This window comes from Sulfurovum sp., from assembly GCF_041562805.1.
Lineage (GTDB): Bacteria > Campylobacterota > Campylobacteria > Campylobacterales > Sulfurovaceae > Sulfurovum.
Genome location: NZ_JBFFOH010000020.1, coordinates 13,552 through 29,765, shown reverse-complemented (window position 1 = coordinate 29,765; position 16,214 = coordinate 13,552). Strand labels below are relative to the sequence as shown.

Here is a 16,214-nt window from a genome sequence, read left to right as displayed (position 1 = left end):
ATTTTGGCCGCTAAAAAGAGGCCATATTGACGAAAAAACTATAGTGTTTATTAGTCACCTGTGTAGAGTTGTCTTGGTCTTGCGATCTTAGATGTTTTGTCTTGTTTGAACTCTATCCATTGAGATATCCATCCTACAGTTCTTCCTATAACAAAAATAGGGGTGAACATAGTTTTTGGTATTTGTAGGGCAGTGAGAATGATACCTGTGTAAAAATCTATATTTGGGTAGAGGTTTCGTGAAACAAAATAATCATCACTCAGTGCGATCTTTTCTATTTTCCCTGCAATTTCCATGAGATGTGAATCAAGGTTGAGTTCAGCTTTGAGTTCATCCTGCAGTCCTTTTAGGATCTTCGCACGTGGATCAAAGTTTTTGTACACTCTGTGTCCAAATCCCATGAGCTTAAATGGATCATTGGGGTCCTTGGCTTTGGCAATGTATTTTTCTACATTGTCTACAGATCCTATCAATTCTAGTTGTGCGATGACAGATTCGTTGGCGCCACCATGTGCACGTCCCCAAAGCGCTGCGATACCTGAAGAGATAGCCACATATGGATGTGCCCCTGTGGAAGCTACATTTCTTACGACTGTGGTGGAAGCATTTTGTTCATGATCAGCATGCAGAGTAAAAATTGTATCCATGGCACGTACTTCCACTTCTCTTATTTTTTCATGTCCATCTACTCCCAAATGCATTTTCCCTCCAGGGTAGGCACGCATCATCGTTAAAAAGTTTTCTGTGAAACTCAGATCTATATTGGGCTGTATAAAAGGTGTACCGATGGAGTGTCTGTATGCAAAAGCAGCAATGGTAGGGATCTTTGAAATAATGCGATGCGCCATCTCCAAATACTCTTCTTCATGTTCCATGTCCAAGTGATCATTGTAAAAGGTCGCAAGTGCAGTAACAGAAGCAGAGAGTGTTGCCATAGGGTGGGCATTGTCCGGAAATGCATTAAAAAGATGACGTAACCCTTCATGTAAAAATGCACGGTGCCGTATCTCAAGATCGAACTCCTTGAGCTCTTTTTCGGAAGGAAGACGACTGTTAAGCAGGAGAAAACAAGTTTCCATGTAACTGTGATTTTTGGCCAGATCTTCTATAGGTATACTCCTGTACCGTAACTCTCCCTTTCCGCCATCAATAAAGGTGATCTTGGATTCACAGCTTGCAGTTGATGTGTACCCAGGGTCATAGGTAAACATACCTGTGTCTTTAAAAAAAGTACGTATATCCACAACCGAAGGGCCTCTGGTACCAGATAGAATGGTATATTCGTATGTTTTACCTGTGCTGTTATCCGTTAAGGTAACTGTGTTTTTTGACATGAGATATCTCCTTTTTTGGCTTTCTTTAATATTATAGCCAAAGTTGAAAATCTATCAATAAATTTTATTTTTTAGGTTTTACTTCGATACAGTAAAACCTTTTTTTGTGTAAATATAGAAAAGGGTAGTATGGATCTGTAGAATATATGTGTAATAAATGGTACCCCATCCCTAAGGATTTAACTGACTACTCCGTTAAATCTTTAAGAAATTGTGCCTCATCATAGGATAAGTTAAGAAAGTTCACTATAACTTTGAGGTCCCTTTCCGCATTGCCTAAACAGGATGTCGCTCCAGGACTTGGCGTCATATTGAAGATCAGCCCATTGCCTGGATTTATGGAAGCTTCGCCCAGCATGAGTTTTTCTTTTTCTTTGTCTAAAACCTGTGGTCTTACCCCTCCGAATCCTTTTGCATACTCTATGTCATCTACACTGAGTGAAGGTACAATTTTTCTGGCATCCTGTACAAATAATATTTTATTGATAAAAGGCACTTCAAATAAAAAGTTTTTAAAGATGTAATTTCTAATATCGCTGTCTTTAAGCAGGTCCCAAAATATTTTTACTATTTTAGAATCAAAGTTTAATGTTTTGAAGAAATCCAAATAGGTACCAGGCTTAAATCTTTCAAGCTTTGGCAACACTAGTGCTGTTGGACCAAACCTTGTTTTCCCCTCCGCTAACATGTCCGGGTCTCCATGCAATGCTGCAAAAGGGAGTTTGTTGTTTTGGACCATATAGACCTTGCCATTGAGGAAATGTCCATCTGTCATGTAAAAACTTCCAGCCATAGGCAGACAACCCATGTGCTTTCCGTAACCCATCTGATGTGCTAAAAAGAGTGAGTGTGCTCCTGCATCTACTACAACAAAATCGGCAGTATATTTTTCTCCACTTGTCGTTGTGACTTCAAACGTTTTATCTTCCCGCTCTTTGATCTGATCAACTTGTGAATGGAAAAAGATGTCTGTAATCGCATCAGATGCTTTTTGTGCCTGTGATGCTAAAGCTTCAGACATTGCTCCAAAGTCAACAGTAGTGTATTGTGTGGATGTGCCCATAGCCAATATAGGCTCAGGGCGTACCTTTGTTTGTTCTTTGTCTGTATAAACAAGCTTTGGTTCAAGTTCTTTCAGTTTTTCAACATCCCAAAGTTCAAGATAGGGGAATAACTCTTTAAATTCATGGTATCTATTTTCAATAAAATGTACCTCTTTTTCTCCCACACCCAGTGCCATCTTTTGATGAGCAAACATGATCTTTTCTTCTAGCCCATACTGTAAACAAAACTTCTCTATCATATTGGCTGTTCGTTTGGTCACTTTTGCTTTTTCCAATGTATAGTTTGTCTCTATGTCACCTATGTGGATAGTTTGAGAGTTACTTGTCCCTTTGGAATTTAGGGTTGATAAGGCTTCATATTTTTCAAGCAGACAGATGGATTTAACATCTGTATATTTTGCCAATTCATAAAAAAGTGCTGTTCCGGAGATTCCTCCTCCGACAATTAAAACATCATAATGTTTATTTTTCACTGTTTGATTCTCCATGTTGTTTTAAAGTGCTTCCAATTTCATCGCTAGATCTGCAGCGATTTTTTCATAATTTCTTATATCTAATAATCTTTTCTGACCCTTAATACCCACATCTGCGATAGAATCTTTACTTAGAGAGAGAATGTATTCGAGTTTTTCTTTTATATCGTTTTGTTCAAATTTACAAAACCATGCATCGTGAGAATCTGTAAAGACTTTATTGTTATGTCCAGAATATGTCATAATACAGGGTATTGCAGATGAGTAATAGTCAAATATTTTAACAGGGATTGCCGTATTGTAGACGGGGTAATCAGGTAAAAGAGCCACACCTATATCTGCCTTGGCAATGAGATCAAGTAACTCATCTCTATTTTTTGCATTGTGAATCTCAATATTGTTTTCCAGGTTTTTATATTGTCTTACCATTTCCAGAGCATACTGAGGATCTCTGGTTGAAATGGTTAGTTTCCATGTATCGCAAGAAAGTTTTGAGAATGCATCTAAGACCGTTTCAAATTCTCTTACTTTGTCTAAAGTACCTGCATAAAAAAATCTTTTTTCTTCTCCCTCGTGCTGTATGTTTGGACGAAGCATATTTGGGTCTATCCCAGGAGGACAAATAATGGTCTTGGTTGTCACTTTAGGGAAAAATTTTTCATGCATATTTTGGGAAGTAGGTAAAAATACATCACACATGTTGATGATCTTTGTTTCACAAAAGGTTTTATACTTATCGGCCATTGTATCCAAAATGGTGACTTCACCATCAGCGATACAACACCTGATCTTTATTCTTCTTTTTGGAACAGTTTGCCTAAAAATAGTTTTATATTGGTATTTATCTTTTTCTTGTAGTACATGTTTCATGATATCTATATCATTTCTGACCAGTATATAGTCATACGTATCTATAGATACATCATTTCTATTCAACTCATCAAGAAGTACATCTTTGTATCTTGTAGGTACAGTAAATTTATGTTCAGATTTTCTTTCAGAATCAGATTTAAACTCCGTAAAATAGACAATATCGACACTTATATATTTATGTAGATAGATTTCAAACAAAGGAGCTATGAAGCTGTGATCCTTGTACTCATCCTGGTCTGTAATATATAATAGTTTTTTCATACAAATCCTCCTCAATACGCTTTTGGTTTTAACTATGTAATAGTAGTATGATTTAGCTATAATCCTAATCAAAAAAGGATAATTTGATGAAAAACTTTGACAATGTAAGTGTAGAACTAGCAGGAAATAGCTATTTTGATGGTGCAGTAACGAGCCGAACAGTAAATTTTGCGGATGGCAGTAAAAAAACTTTGGGTTTTATGTTGCCTGGTGAGTATGAATTTGGTACGGCAGCTGCTGAACTCATGGAAATTACATCAGGAGAACTGGAAGTAAGATTACCAGGGAGTGATGTATGGGTAAGCATTAAAGGTGGCGAATCTTTTGATGTGCCTGCGAATAGTAAATTTCAGGTAAATGTTTCAACTATCACGGATTATTGCTGTTCTTATCTGTAGATTTCACGATTAGTACACACACAAGAACTATAATAGCAGCATGAAGACCGTGGAGACACTTCCTCCCTCCCTTTTAGCTCTCAATGGTTTTCTAGGTAATTTTTTATTTTATGTGGCATCTTACTTCCTTGTTTGGTGCCTCCTTTAAAACAGTCCAAAGCGTATAAAAGTTGCCTTTTCCCTAAAATTTAGATCTATCACAAATAACATTACAGATATAAAAAGAATTCATTTTTATGGAGATGCTTAGGCAGACTTCACACTTACTTCATACATTGAGACTATACTACAAACATGAAAGTTATGAAGGACTCTTATCCCTTTTTGATACTTCAGGCTTTCTAGGTAGCTTTTCAATTTTTTTTGCATCTTTGTCTCCCGTATGGATGCATATCTCTTTTCAAATATATTTCCCACGAAAAGCTGCCTGTAATATAAGATCATTTAGCCTCCCCCTCCATGAAAGCATTTATCTTATCTTTATATGAATCAGTAAAATATGCAATGTATATTATGAGTCTATTTGCTACGATATCAAGCAGTAATTTATGTTTGTCTTTTTCTAAATCATTGATGGACTTATACAGGCTAAACAATCAGCCAAAATGTGTATAATGTTTTAAAATAATACATGAAAAAATTATCAAGGTGTACCGATGGAACGAAAAAAAATATACAACCCTGACTCAGAAGAAAGAACAAGCGACCGTAAGATATTTGGTGGAGATCCTACCGGGATATTTGAACTCAATGATATTAAGTATCAATGGGCATATAACCTTTGGGAGATGATGCTGAATAACTCGTGGTATCCAAAAGAAGTGGATATGACACGTGATGTGAATGATTATAAACATCTTACAGATTCAGAGAAATCAGCTTACGATAAAGTACTGGCGCAGCTTATATTTATGGATTCTTTACAGACAAATAACATTATCGATAACTTGAATCCATTTATAACTGCACCAGAGGTAAACTTGATCTTGGTACGGCAGGCGTTTGAAGAGGCATTGCATTCTCAGAGTTATGCGGTAATGGTTGATAGTATATCGACCAATTCTCAAGAGATCTATGAACTCTGGCGAAGAGATATGATGCTGAAGACTAAAAATGATGCTATCGCTAACGTCTATGAAGAGCTTTCAAGTAACCCAACAGATACAAATATCGTAAAGGCAATGTTTGCCAACCAGATTTTAGAAGGTATATACTTTTACAGTGGGTTTGCCTATCTTTATACATTGGCACGTTCTGACAAGATGTTAGGTACAGCGCAAATGATCCGTTTCATCCAAAGAGATGAGGTCACACATTTACTACTCTTTCAAAACATGATCAATTCAACTAAAAAAGAGCGTCCGGAACTTTTTACTAAAGAGCTGGAGGATGAAGTATATCAGATGTTTAGGGATGCGGTAAAACTTGAATCTGAATGGGGTGCATATATCACACAAGGGCAGATACTTGGACTTACAGATGATATTATCGAACAGTATATCAAGTACCTTGCGGACAAAAGACTTCATGCAGTAGGTATGGAAAAGATCTATAATGTGGAACATCCTATCAAATGGGTGGACAACTTTTCACAATTTAATGACCAAAAGACAAACTTCTTTGAGGGGAATGTAACGAATTACTCCAAAGGAAGTCTGGATCTAGACGATTTTTAGGTCTTATTATGTTATCTATGCTTAAAAAAATGGAAGTTGTTACCTTGCAACTTCCCTCTCACAAACGGTATCAGGAAAACCTGGACACCCTTCTCTTTCATTTAAAAGAACATCAAGACAAGCACATTGTAGTTGCCCCCGAAGTATTTTTGACAGCGCTTGATTATGAACATATGGCCACGGCTGCAAAATTTTCAGCCAATGCGCTTAAAGCACTTAAAAAAGAGGTGAATGAGCAGATAGTGATTCTAACACTTATCCTTGAAGAGGGTGACAATTTTATCAACCAGGCAGTGGTGATCCATAAACATAGAATTGTTCACCGCCAAGAGAAAGTAAAACTTTTTAAGCTTGGAGATGAAGACCTCTATTTTCAGGCAGGGAAAAAGAAAAAGATCAAACCTTTTGAAATAGACGGGGTGAAATATGCCATACTTATCTGTTTTGAGTTACGGTTTAAAGAATTATGGGAACAGGTAGAGGGTGCTGACGTGGTGATCGTCCCTTCAAGATGGGGGAAGCTGCGTAAAACACACATGGAAGTACTTTCGCGAGCACTGGCAGTGATGAATCAATGTTATGTCATCGTTTCAAACTCTTCTGATGAAGATATGGCAAGCTCATCTTCCATTATCTCTCCTACAGGAGAAGTAACAATGAATGATGCATTAGAGGCTGTAGTGGGAAGTATAGATTTCAGGGAAATTAAGAAAATGCGTCGCTATATAGTCATGGACTAGAGGAAGACCAATAAGCTAAAAAGCCTTTTTAACTAGATTTTAGATAGAATTCCTGCATTATTTGGGATGAGGAATTTTAATTTATGATAAAAGCGAGACAACGACAAAATCTTGTTGTAGAGATCGAGAAACACTTTCCATTGGACGATCATGTCAGAGAGGCATTTTTAGCTGTTGACAGAGAGACCTTTGTCCCTTCACAGTTTAAACATCTTTCTTATCAGCTCGAAGCCCTTCCCCTAGCGGCAAGCCAGTGGATATCTTCTCCTTTGACAGTCGCTAAAATGACACAACATTTGGAACTTGAAGGTGTCGATTCTGTACTTGAAGTTGGCTGCGGAAGTGGTTACCAGGCAGCGATACTAAGCAAGATCTGTCGTCGTGTATTTACCATAGAACGTATCGATGAGCTTCTTAAAGAAGCGAAAAGCCGTTTTGCTGCACTTGAGATGAACAATATCATTACCCGTTTCGATGATGGTCAAAGAGGCTGGAAACAATATGCTCCTTTTGAGCGTATCTTGTTTTCTGCAACGGCCAAAGAGATCCCTGAAGTACTTTTTGAACAATTGGCTGAAGGTGGTATCTTGGTGGCTCCTGTGGAAGAGGCTGAAAATTATCATATCATCACACGTTACTATAAGAAAAATGGCCGTATCACTTCTGAAACTATTGAACAGTGTCTTTTTGTCCCTGTACTCGACGGCACGCAAAAGTAAGCGAATAGTTTTTATTACATTATAAACCCCTAACACCATACAAGTCTTTAAACAGATAAATTTACACTCAAAATATCTGTTTAGATAATATTCCTCATAAAACCTTCTACATAGCACATTTTATAAGGTTTTGATTTTTCAGGGATAAGGAATGATGATTAATTTAATCCTAAAATTTAAGGATACAAAAAAGAAAAACTAACTTAAGAGGCAGAAGATAGGGTAAATCTCATGATCTCAAGCAAGACAGAGATCATAACCCAAGATGAAGCCAAGATTATGTTTTATGCAATGGTGACAAGTACGTATTTACAAGGCATTGTTGAAGGAATAAACTATGCTGTACCATATAGTGATGCTACGGAACTTGCAAAGAGTAGAACCAGTAAAAGTATAATGGAAATGGCGTGCAAGAATGTTTTTGAGAATAGAACCTTGCATGGATTTGATTCTGATTATAAGTGGCAAGTCATGAAACTCGCATCAAAGAAACATAGTAAAATGAAGCAACAGTTTTAGTCTATAGATTATGTTAGAGACCATATTGAAATATTTAATATGGTATTCAACTCTCTCAGTATCAAGCACTTATTAGAATCCCTCATAATACATATAACTTTATGAGGTTTTCATTTCAGTAAACAATGTCAGTTTTCACTAATTTTCCTTTAGTGTCACCATAGTCTTGGAATTAATCGGTAAATTGTCTCTTTTGCATACTCCGGGTAACCTTTCAGTTCAGTATGTAATGTACGATCTTCAAGGTAAGTGCGAACAATGAGTAAGACCATCAAAAATAGTGAAATGATCAATGAGAACCGAGACCCAAGTGCAATGGGAACAGCAAACAGTAGAATGATCGTTACAGTATACATGGGGTGACGAACATATGCATAGGGTCCAGTAGTGATCACCTTATGACCACGCTCTTTATCAATTTTTACTACCTGTGACAGATAAGTGTTCTTGCGCATTATCCAGACCAGAAGTACAAAGCAAGGTACATGTACAAGCATGGCAATAATTCTTGCCCATAGAGGTAAGGGTTCACTCCACTCATAACGCATAACATCAAAACCAGGAAGCAGATAAAGACCAATACCTGCAATAAAAAAAAGTAGCATCAAGGCTTTGTCCCAACCCTTTTGTTCCTTCTGCAGTGGTATGAGCTTCAATCGTTCTGCAAGTAGAGCAGGGTCCTTACGTAATAAATAATGAAGTATTACAACGCCATAGAGACTCCACAGTACAACCAATACCCAGGCTTCCCACCACTTCCAGGTACCTGCTGGCCACATCAGTGCAACAGCAAAAAAAGCCATACGTACAAGAAAACGTAACCAGAGCATGAAAGGGTTTTGTTTATCTATCATCTTTTAACTCGACTGAATCACTCATTTTGAGAATTACACACGCGATACCCATTTTCTCAACTTCCTTTTTAAACATCATATCATCAACGGGGTTGTATATCTTGGTGAAAAATGCTGGACAGTTATAATGACAAGGAATCACTAGTTTGGGTTTTATGATACTTATCGCCTGCAAAGCCTCTTGTTCATCCATGGTATTATGGATCATTTTCCCTCCGATAGGTATCATCAATACATCTGGTTCCTGGATCTTTTGCCACTCTTTTTCATGCAATAGCGTATCTCCAAGGTTAACGATCTTTTTCCCATCTACTATAATCTCAAAACCAATAGACCCCCAACCGATCCTCTCTTCTGGACCGGGATGTAAAGTTTTGGAAAAGGGACCAAATTTCAACTTCAGTGACCCATGTGTAGTTTTGATGCCTGTGATGGACATCCCGTCAAACTCAATAGTTTCATCTACAGTAAGCGTACGAAAATTATGAATTTCTGTTGTAAAAGCCAAACCTTTATCCCGTGGACCAAGCATCATATTTTTCCCATTTATGTTTCTTATCATAGTTTCATTACAGATAATAGGTGCATGAGAAGCTTCTGCTACTCTATCTGTATGCCAATGATGATCAGGATCGCCATGGGTGACAAAAATATGTGTGATACTTTTCCATTCAGATTTAGGAATTAGAGTTGTGAATCTAAAAAAATAAAAGAACAATCCACCTGGATCTATAGCTATTTTTTTATTACCGGATTCTATGACGAAAGCATTATAGAGAAAGTGTGTGATTTTCATATGATCTCCTTAATGAGTATAACTATTTTGAAAGGATCAATATTTTTCTATTTCTATATTTCATTATTTAGAGTATATCAAAAATGTTTGGTTTTCAAAACCTTATAAAATATATTACTTTATAAGGTTTCAATTTGACTTTTTATAGAGAGTAGAAGCATCTTAAGTAAGGTAGATAAAAGAATGTAACATGAATAACCTAGGTCATACTTTTCCAAGTTTATTCCTTTAGTCAGTACAGTGAAAAGTTTACATTTTCAAGACAGTTTTTAAATACAAGTAAAATTACTACTTTATCTTTACAATAGAATATCAAGATTTCTTTCTGTAAACCTTTCATAAAACTTATGCTATCATTTACAAAACTGTAAACAGGGATAAATATGGAAAAGTTGATGAAGCCTGCTGAATATGCACAAGAACTTGGTATTTCGAGACAAGCGGTCTACGCGAAGATCAAACGAGGTATATTGACAGCGAAGAATGTAGAGGGTAAACTTTACATCGTAGTTGACAAAGTCGTTGCAAAAGAAGCAACACCTGCCGTAAAAGAAACCACTGCAAAGTCCAAGACAGCACCTTCGACAATAGAAACCTCTGCACCAAAAACAGAAGGAGCGGACTATAAGGCTTTACTGCAGGCCAAAGATGAAACTATCTCTGTCCTCAAAGGCACGGTGAAAGACCTCAAAAAGTCCAATAAACAGATCTCCACTACCCTTAAAGGGGAGATAGACCTGCTCAAAGAGGCATTTTATGAGATGCGTACGTTGTATGTGCATCAATTAGAACAAAAGAGACCTCGGGAAGAAGCGATAGAAGTCATCTCTGAAGAAGAGAGTATTGAACCAGTAGAAGAGAATTGGATAGGGATCAAGAAGTTCTTCAAGCAACATAAGATAACGAAAGAGAAAGAACAGACCAAGATCATGAAGCGTTTGAAAAAAGCCTATAAATCAGGTGATGAGCGTATCATGGGAGTAGCGGGGAAACTTAAATTTAACCCAGACAAAGGGTATAAGGATCTTCTAAAATAATGCAGGTACTTAAAGATTTTCAAAAGAGTATAGTCTTTTTGCTGCAATAATCTCTTATTTTGTGATCAGTCATTTTGAGCATACCTTGGTACAGACAACAACGGGGAATCTGATCGGGTTTGCTATCTTGTTTGTGGTGTTTGTCTATCTGTTGTTCGTATAAGCATCATGAAGGAAACGACAAGAGTTGTCGTTTTTATGTCTATGACAACCGTTCAACTATACGAATAGTCCCACTAATTTACTCACTACTTCATCATCTGTAAAGATCTTCACAGAACGTATGTCATAACGGGCAAAGTGTTCAGCCAGTTTTTCGTCATTCTCTTTGAGCTTTGCAAGATACTTTTCTATACTTCTTTGACCAAAATAGGTGTCCATCTTCTTCTTATCTTTTGGAGAAGAGAGCGTTACCTCACCAAGTCTTTTAGGCATTTCTTCTTCTCTTTCTCTGATAACGACAGCAATGACTTCATGTTTTTGTGAGAGGAGCGATAGGTCTACTTCTTCTAAAAAGTCACTCAGTACAAACAAAAGAGAAGGCTTATGAAGTCTCTTGAATAGGTCTTGAACAGTACGATGGTAGTCAAGGGTAGTGTTAAGCAGAGAGGCTTCAAAAAGGCTTTTGGAAAACTGTTCTATGTGATACAATTGTTTCGTGGGAGGGGTAGCGTTGGTGCTCTTATCAGTATAGCTTAATCCTGTAAAAAGGTCACTGTTCTGCTGCGCGGCATACCCTAAGAGTGTGGCGACCTCGGTAAGCTTTTCCTGTTTAGCATTTCCTGGACCAAAATAGAGGCTTGCATCCATAAATGCAGCTACCACAACAGAGAGTTCACGGTTGGCATGCAGCTCTTTTATATAGGGTTTTCCGAGCTTTGCTGTGATGGTCCAGTTTATCTTACGGATATCATCACCGATCTGATACTCCCTCAACTCTGAAAAGTCATATCCCTCTCCGTGCAGTTTGGAGAGGTTATGTCCACTGAGTAAAGTGTAGACTTGATGTCTCGCTTTGAGTTGGAGGGCTTTTAGGGCTGCGTTCATTAGGGTATTGGTAGCGTCTCAATGATCGTAGAGATGATCTCATCTGTATGTATACCCTTGGCCCTTGCTTCATAAGAAAGTACAATGCGATGGCGCAGTACATTGTGGATCACGTATCCTATGTCTGCAGGGCTTACAAAATCATTGCCACGCAAAAAGGCTTTGGCTTTAGAAGCTTTGTAGAGGTCTATCGAAGCTCTGGGGCTTGCCCCGAACATTACGTTCTCCGCAATGCTCTCTAATCCAAATCTCTCAGGCTCTCTTGTAGCAGTGATGATCTGTACCATGTAGCGTTCGAGTTCTTCGTCTACATGCACATTTTTGATCTCATCCTGAAGGGCATGGAGTTCGTGAATGCTAAGCACCGATTCTACTTCCCCAAAACTCTTACTGGCAGCTTTTCTCATGATCTCAAGCTCTTCTTCTTCACTGTTATGTTGTACAACGATCTTCATCATAAACCTGTCCAACTGAGCTTCCGGAAGGGCATAAACGCCTTCTTGCTCTATAGGATTCTGTGTGGCCATGACCAGAAAAGGACTGTCAAGTTTGAATGTCTCTTCAGCGATAGTGACTTGTCTCTCCTGCATCACTTCAAGCAGAGCCGACTGTACTTTGGCAGGGGCACGGTTGATCTCATCAGCCAAAAGAAGGTGGGTAAAAAGTGGGCCTTTTTTGATACTGAAACTATGGTCTTCTGGATTATAGATCTGTGCACCGATAATGTCAGAAGGCAAGAGGTCAGGAGTGAACTGTATACGTTTGGAGTCTAATCCTATGGCACGGGAGAGGGCATTGATGGTAGTGGTTTTCGCAAGCCCGGGTACTCCTTCGACAAGTATATGACCATCACAAAGCAACCCTATGAGCAAACCTTCTATCATCGCATCCTGTCCGATAACTGCCTTGCTTAGTTCTTTTTTGAGTAGCGTTATTTGTTCATTCATATCTGTTCTTCTGCCTCTTTTTTTATTTTATTAAAATTAATTTTACCATTTCCATATAAAGAACTTTCCAATTTCTCTATACTTGGTGTAAAACGTTTACTGTCTGCTGCGATAAGCACTTGCAGTAAAGATTTTTCATCTTTAGAGTTCTGTATCTTTTCCATCAAAGGATGACGTGTTTTGGAGATGCTCTTCTTTTTCCATCTCCAGCTTAGTGCAGTCAGGTACCCTGCCGTAAATACCACAATGTAGCCTAAAAATGTGCTGAGCCAAGACCAGTCCTCTTTTAGCACATTCGGTGCGTCAATAGTGTCAACCAACATCTCCTCTGTAACTTCCTGGATGTCAAAGTATTGTTCCGGCACTGTGAGGGTATAACTTTTTTCTGTTTTAGGGTTAAACGCCTTGATCTCAATAGAAGAGAGGGTAAAGCTTTTACTGTGTGAAAGTGCCATAGGATAAGTAACAGTGCTTTGTGTGTCTTTGGTACTTGCAAAAGATTTAAGGATAGGCTTTTCTGCAAAGCGTGTAAAATTACCTTCTTGAGGGAGGAGAGTCTCCAGCAGTGGAGGGTACCCAAGACCTTTGATCTGTACTTGAAAAGGCAGCGGTTCGTACGCTTTGGCTTGGTGTTGTTTAATGCTGTGAGTCAGGCTGAAATCCCCTACAAGTGTTGTCCCCGGAGGTAAGGGCTTCACTTTTAGCTGTACAGGAGGTAAGATGACATTGGTATCAACGGTTACCAGTCCTTTTACATTATCTCTGTCTCCTGAAAAGCTGTAAGCGACACTGTCATCGGTTGTTATCTTTTTAAGAAGGTTGAATGTTACATTGATATCACCGGACCGCAAAGGGTAGATAAGATAGACATAATGTATTTTGGCATTATGATAGCTGTCAGTCTCTTTAATATCAAGTCTTTGAAACGTGTAATCTTCACTCTTATTGATCGTTAAGTTAAAGAGCAGAACGACATCATGATTGGTCTGGTTGACGTCAAGCGTAAGGATAACGGGTTCTTTGACATAAGGGTTTTGATTGTCAGCATTAAAAGCATAGGTGAAATCTTCTGCCTGAAGCGTGATGAAGCTTAGAAGGAAAATGAGTAGACGTAAATATGTCTTACCAAGGTTGTTTTTCACGTATGTATCCTTCATTTATGAGTTCGTAGACCTTAGACCCCAACGGGTGTTGTTCTTTACTACCATCGCTTAAGAGTTTTTTCTTTTCCTGCTCTTTTTGTGTCTGGCTCTCTCCTCCACCGCCACTTCCGGAACTGGGTTCATCTTCAGATCTTGACTCTTTTTCTTCTTCCCCTTCCTGAGATTCACTTTTAGAGGAAGAAGAATCCTGTGACTTAGGGTGGGCAATGCCGAGGTCTGCACTCTTTGTATCACTAAGTAGAGCCACAAGATGCAAGTTATACCTTGCATCTTCATCTTCACCTAACTGTAATGTTTTAGTATAGTAAATTTTGGCTTTATCATACGATTCGAGCATAGCATAGGCATTGGCTATGTTGTAGTAGAGTTGCTGTTTAATATTCGGCGAGGTGGAACGGATCGATTTGTAGGTCTGTATGGCTTTTTTAAATGCACGTTGTTTGTAGTAGGTATTTGCCAGTAGTATTTGGCTTTGCAGGGAGCGTACTTTTATCTGTCTTAGCTGGTTCTTTGTCTCGTTGAGATCAGATCCTTTGTAGCTTTTATAGGCACTGTTAAGATGGTAGTTGTCAAGCATAGATGCTTCGGCCTGAAGTCCGAAAAAGGCAAAAACGATGAGGAGGTATTTAACCGCGCGTGTATGTACCATAAAGAACAATAAAAGAGCCAGACTCAAAGGTATCTGATAGAGTTCCAGGTAATGGCGTTGCATCTTCTGTACACTTTGTGCTTCACTCTCATTCTTTTGCAGGGCATCATTGATATTGTCTGCAGTTGCTGTGGCTGTGCTTGACGGGGTAATATAGGCACCGGACACAGAAGAGGTCAGAGATGCCAAAAGCGGATTGACACGGGAGATGACAAGGTTGTCATCTTTGTCTTTAAGCAGGCTGCCGTCTTTGTTTTTGATGGTAGTCCCCCGTGTGGTTCCCAAGGCTAAGATGCTTAATGAGATGTCAGCATTTTGTACAAGGGGAGTCAGCTTCTCAAGGGTTTCTTCTTCTCCTCCGTCTGTCATGAGGATGAGGTTCTTGTGTCGCATCTTCATGGAAGCCAGTTTCTTAAAAAGTTTTTCCAGAGAGGTCCCTTTCGTCAGGATGAACTCCGGATTAAGGTTTTGCAATGCAACGTTGATGAGTGCATGATCTGTAGTAGGAGGAGAGAGCAACAGTGGGTTGGTAGTAAATGCAATAAGCATGATGTTGTCACCAGGGTTTTGCTGAAGTAAAGCAGATATGGTTTCTTTTGCAAAGTCATAACGGGTAGGCGCTATGTCATCTGCCTTCATGGAATAAGAGACATCCAGTGCGATGATGATGTCTTTTGCCTCTATACTTGCTTCTTGCAACGCTTCTTCCTGCACAGGACGGCTGAGAGCCAGTACGATAAGCATGAGAATGATGAGGTGTACAGATGTGATCAGTTTGCGTGGACTGCTCCATAAAAGTAATGCTAAGGGAAGAAGTAACCATAAAAAACTTGGCGTTAGAAGTATCATCTGTCACTCCTTTTTGTACTTAGTACCCAGAGTAAAAGCAAGATAAACACCAGGCCCAGAGGATACAGGATGAGCAGTCTTTGGTTGAGATAGTTTTCACTTCGTATGGCACTGGGTTCCAGCGCATTGATCTCTTTGTATATCTGGGATAGGGCTTTTGCTGAAGACGCTGTGTAACTTTTAGCGCCACTTTGCTTTGCTATGGTCTCTAAGAGAGATACATCATAATCAGACTTCTTTCCAATGCCTATGGTATAGATCTTTATGCCTGCTTCTTTGGCTTTTTTTACCGCCTCTTTAGGCGAAGACTTTCCTGCGTTATGATATCCGTCTGTGAGCAAAATGATGGCTTTGTTTTTGGCTTGACCGTAAGAGAGCGTACGTATGGACTGCATAATGGCATCCCCTAAAGCAGTGCTTTCCCCGGCAAGTCCGACATTGGTCATCTCCAACAGATAGGAGAGTGATCCAAGATCATAGGTCAGAGGGGAGGCTGTGTACGCAAAGGTCCCGAAAACGACAACACCCATGTTGTCATCAAAACGTTTTTCTATGAAATCCTTGGACAAAGACTGTGTGATCGCATATTTGGTTTGAAACCGGTCTTTAAGATCAAATCCACTCTGTGCCATAGAACCGCTGGCATCGATAGCCAAAATGAGGTCACGTCCTTTTTTGTACTGATCTGCACTGGCATCATAGACAAAAGGTTTGGCAAGAGCAAATACCATAAGCGTAAACAGTGCCATTTTCAGCCATGGCTCCCAACTTAAAAGAGGACTCTGTCTTGTTACCCATGATAACTTCGGAAAATA

General features: G+C 38.9%; 16 protein-coding genes. 6 read left to right on the top strand and 10 right to left on the bottom strand.

What is annotated here, in order from left to right; all coding sequences use genetic code 11:
• Nucleotides 1-50: 50 nt before the first annotated feature.
• The 3 genes from ABYK33_RS04630 to ABYK33_RS04620 form a co-directional block, all read right to left on the bottom strand.
• Nucleotides 51-1,334 (bottom strand): citrate synthase, encoded by a 1,284-nt coding sequence (locus ABYK33_RS04630; RefSeq protein WP_373031814.1) that lies wholly within the window; start codon nt 1,332-1,334, stop codon nt 51-53.
• A gap of 187 nt (nt 1,335-1,521) precedes the next feature.
• Nucleotides 1,522-2,871, bottom strand: a complete 1,350-nt coding sequence (locus tag ABYK33_RS04625) for an FAD-dependent oxidoreductase (RefSeq protein WP_373031813.1) — start codon at nt 2,869-2,871, stop codon at nt 1,522-1,524.
• 21 nt (nt 2,872-2,892) lie between these two features.
• On the bottom strand, nt 2,893-4,005 hold the full coding sequence (locus ABYK33_RS04620; RefSeq protein WP_373031812.1) for a glycosyltransferase: 1,113 nt from the start codon (nt 4,003-4,005) through the stop codon (nt 2,893-2,895).
• 86 nt (nt 4,006-4,091) lie between these two features.
• On the opposite strand from ABYK33_RS04620, the gene ABYK33_RS04615 reads away from it, so the two are divergent.
• The 5 genes from ABYK33_RS04615 (at nt 4,092) to ABYK33_RS04595 (ending at nt 8,057) form a co-directional block, all read left to right on the top strand.
• Nucleotides 4,092-4,403: a pyrimidine/purine nucleoside phosphorylase gene (locus tag ABYK33_RS04615; RefSeq protein ID WP_373031811.1), complete on the top strand. Its 312-nt coding sequence runs from the start codon at nt 4,092-4,094 to the stop codon at nt 4,401-4,403.
• A gap of 656 nt (nt 4,404-5,059) precedes the next feature.
• Nucleotides 5,060-6,079: a ribonucleotide-diphosphate reductase subunit beta gene (locus ABYK33_RS04610; RefSeq protein ID WP_373031810.1), complete on the top strand. Its 1,020-nt coding sequence runs from the start codon at nt 5,060-5,062 to the stop codon at nt 6,077-6,079.
• A gap of 8 nt (nt 6,080-6,087) precedes the next feature.
• Nucleotides 6,088-6,819: a carbon-nitrogen hydrolase family protein gene (locus ABYK33_RS04605; RefSeq protein WP_373031809.1), complete on the top strand. Its 732-nt coding sequence runs from the start codon at nt 6,088-6,090 to the stop codon at nt 6,817-6,819.
• A gap of 83 nt (nt 6,820-6,902) precedes the next feature.
• Nucleotides 6,903-7,538, top strand: a complete 636-nt coding sequence (locus ABYK33_RS04600) for a protein-L-isoaspartate(D-aspartate) O-methyltransferase (protein WP_373031808.1) — start codon at nt 6,903-6,905, stop codon at nt 7,536-7,538.
• Between the two features lie 231 nt (nt 7,539-7,769).
• Nucleotides 7,770-8,057, top strand: a complete 288-nt coding sequence (locus tag ABYK33_RS04595; RefSeq protein ID WP_373031806.1) for a hypothetical protein — start codon at nt 7,770-7,772, stop codon at nt 8,055-8,057.
• Between the two features lie 155 nt (nt 8,058-8,212).
• Here the strand turns inward: ABYK33_RS04595 and ABYK33_RS04590 are convergent, their stop codons facing one another.
• Nucleotides 8,213-8,911: an isoprenylcysteine carboxylmethyltransferase family protein gene (locus ABYK33_RS04590; protein ID WP_373031805.1), complete on the bottom strand. Its 699-nt coding sequence runs from the start codon at nt 8,909-8,911 to the stop codon at nt 8,213-8,215.
• Nucleotides 8,901-9,707: an MBL fold metallo-hydrolase gene (locus ABYK33_RS04585; RefSeq protein WP_373031804.1), complete on the bottom strand. Its 807-nt coding sequence runs from the start codon at nt 9,705-9,707 to the stop codon at nt 8,901-8,903. The genes ABYK33_RS04590 and ABYK33_RS04585 overlap by 11 nt, the downstream gene beginning before the upstream one ends.
• A 383-nt stretch (nt 9,708-10,090) precedes the next feature.
• Between ABYK33_RS04585 and ABYK33_RS04580 the strand changes: the two genes are divergently transcribed.
• Nucleotides 10,091-10,744, top strand: a complete 654-nt coding sequence (locus ABYK33_RS04580; protein ID WP_373031803.1) for a DUF3972 domain-containing protein — start codon at nt 10,091-10,093, stop codon at nt 10,742-10,744.
• A 219-nt stretch (nt 10,745-10,963) separates the two neighbouring features.
• Here ABYK33_RS04580 and ABYK33_RS04575 read toward each other — a convergent pair whose 3' ends face one another.
• From ABYK33_RS04575 to ABYK33_RS04555, 5 genes are read right to left on the bottom strand one after another with little or no spacing between them, the layout of a single operon-like run.
• Complete coding sequence (locus tag ABYK33_RS04575; RefSeq protein WP_373031802.1) at nt 10,964-11,791, bottom strand: DUF58 domain-containing protein; 828 nt, start codon at nt 11,789-11,791, stop codon at nt 10,964-10,966.
• Nucleotides 11,791-12,738: an AAA family ATPase gene (locus ABYK33_RS04570; protein ID WP_373031801.1), complete on the bottom strand. Its 948-nt coding sequence runs from the start codon at nt 12,736-12,738 to the stop codon at nt 11,791-11,793. The genes ABYK33_RS04575 and ABYK33_RS04570 overlap by 1 nt, the downstream gene beginning before the upstream one ends.
• Nucleotides 12,735-13,880: a hypothetical protein gene (locus tag ABYK33_RS04565; RefSeq protein WP_373031800.1), complete on the bottom strand. Its 1,146-nt coding sequence runs from the start codon at nt 13,878-13,880 to the stop codon at nt 12,735-12,737. The genes ABYK33_RS04570 and ABYK33_RS04565 overlap by 4 nt, the downstream gene beginning before the upstream one ends.
• Nucleotides 13,861-15,399 carry a VWA domain-containing protein gene (locus ABYK33_RS04560; RefSeq protein ID WP_373031799.1) on the bottom strand — a complete coding sequence of 513 codons (1,539 nt, stop codon included), beginning with the start codon at nt 15,397-15,399 and terminating at the stop codon, nt 13,861-13,863. The genes ABYK33_RS04565 and ABYK33_RS04560 overlap by 20 nt, the downstream gene beginning before the upstream one ends.
• A complete protein-coding gene (locus tag ABYK33_RS04555; protein WP_373031798.1) occupies nt 15,396-16,148 on the bottom strand; it encodes a VWA domain-containing protein in 753 nt (250 codons plus the stop codon). The genes ABYK33_RS04560 and ABYK33_RS04555 overlap by 4 nt, the downstream gene beginning before the upstream one ends.
• Nucleotides 16,149-16,214 lie beyond the last annotated feature (66 nt).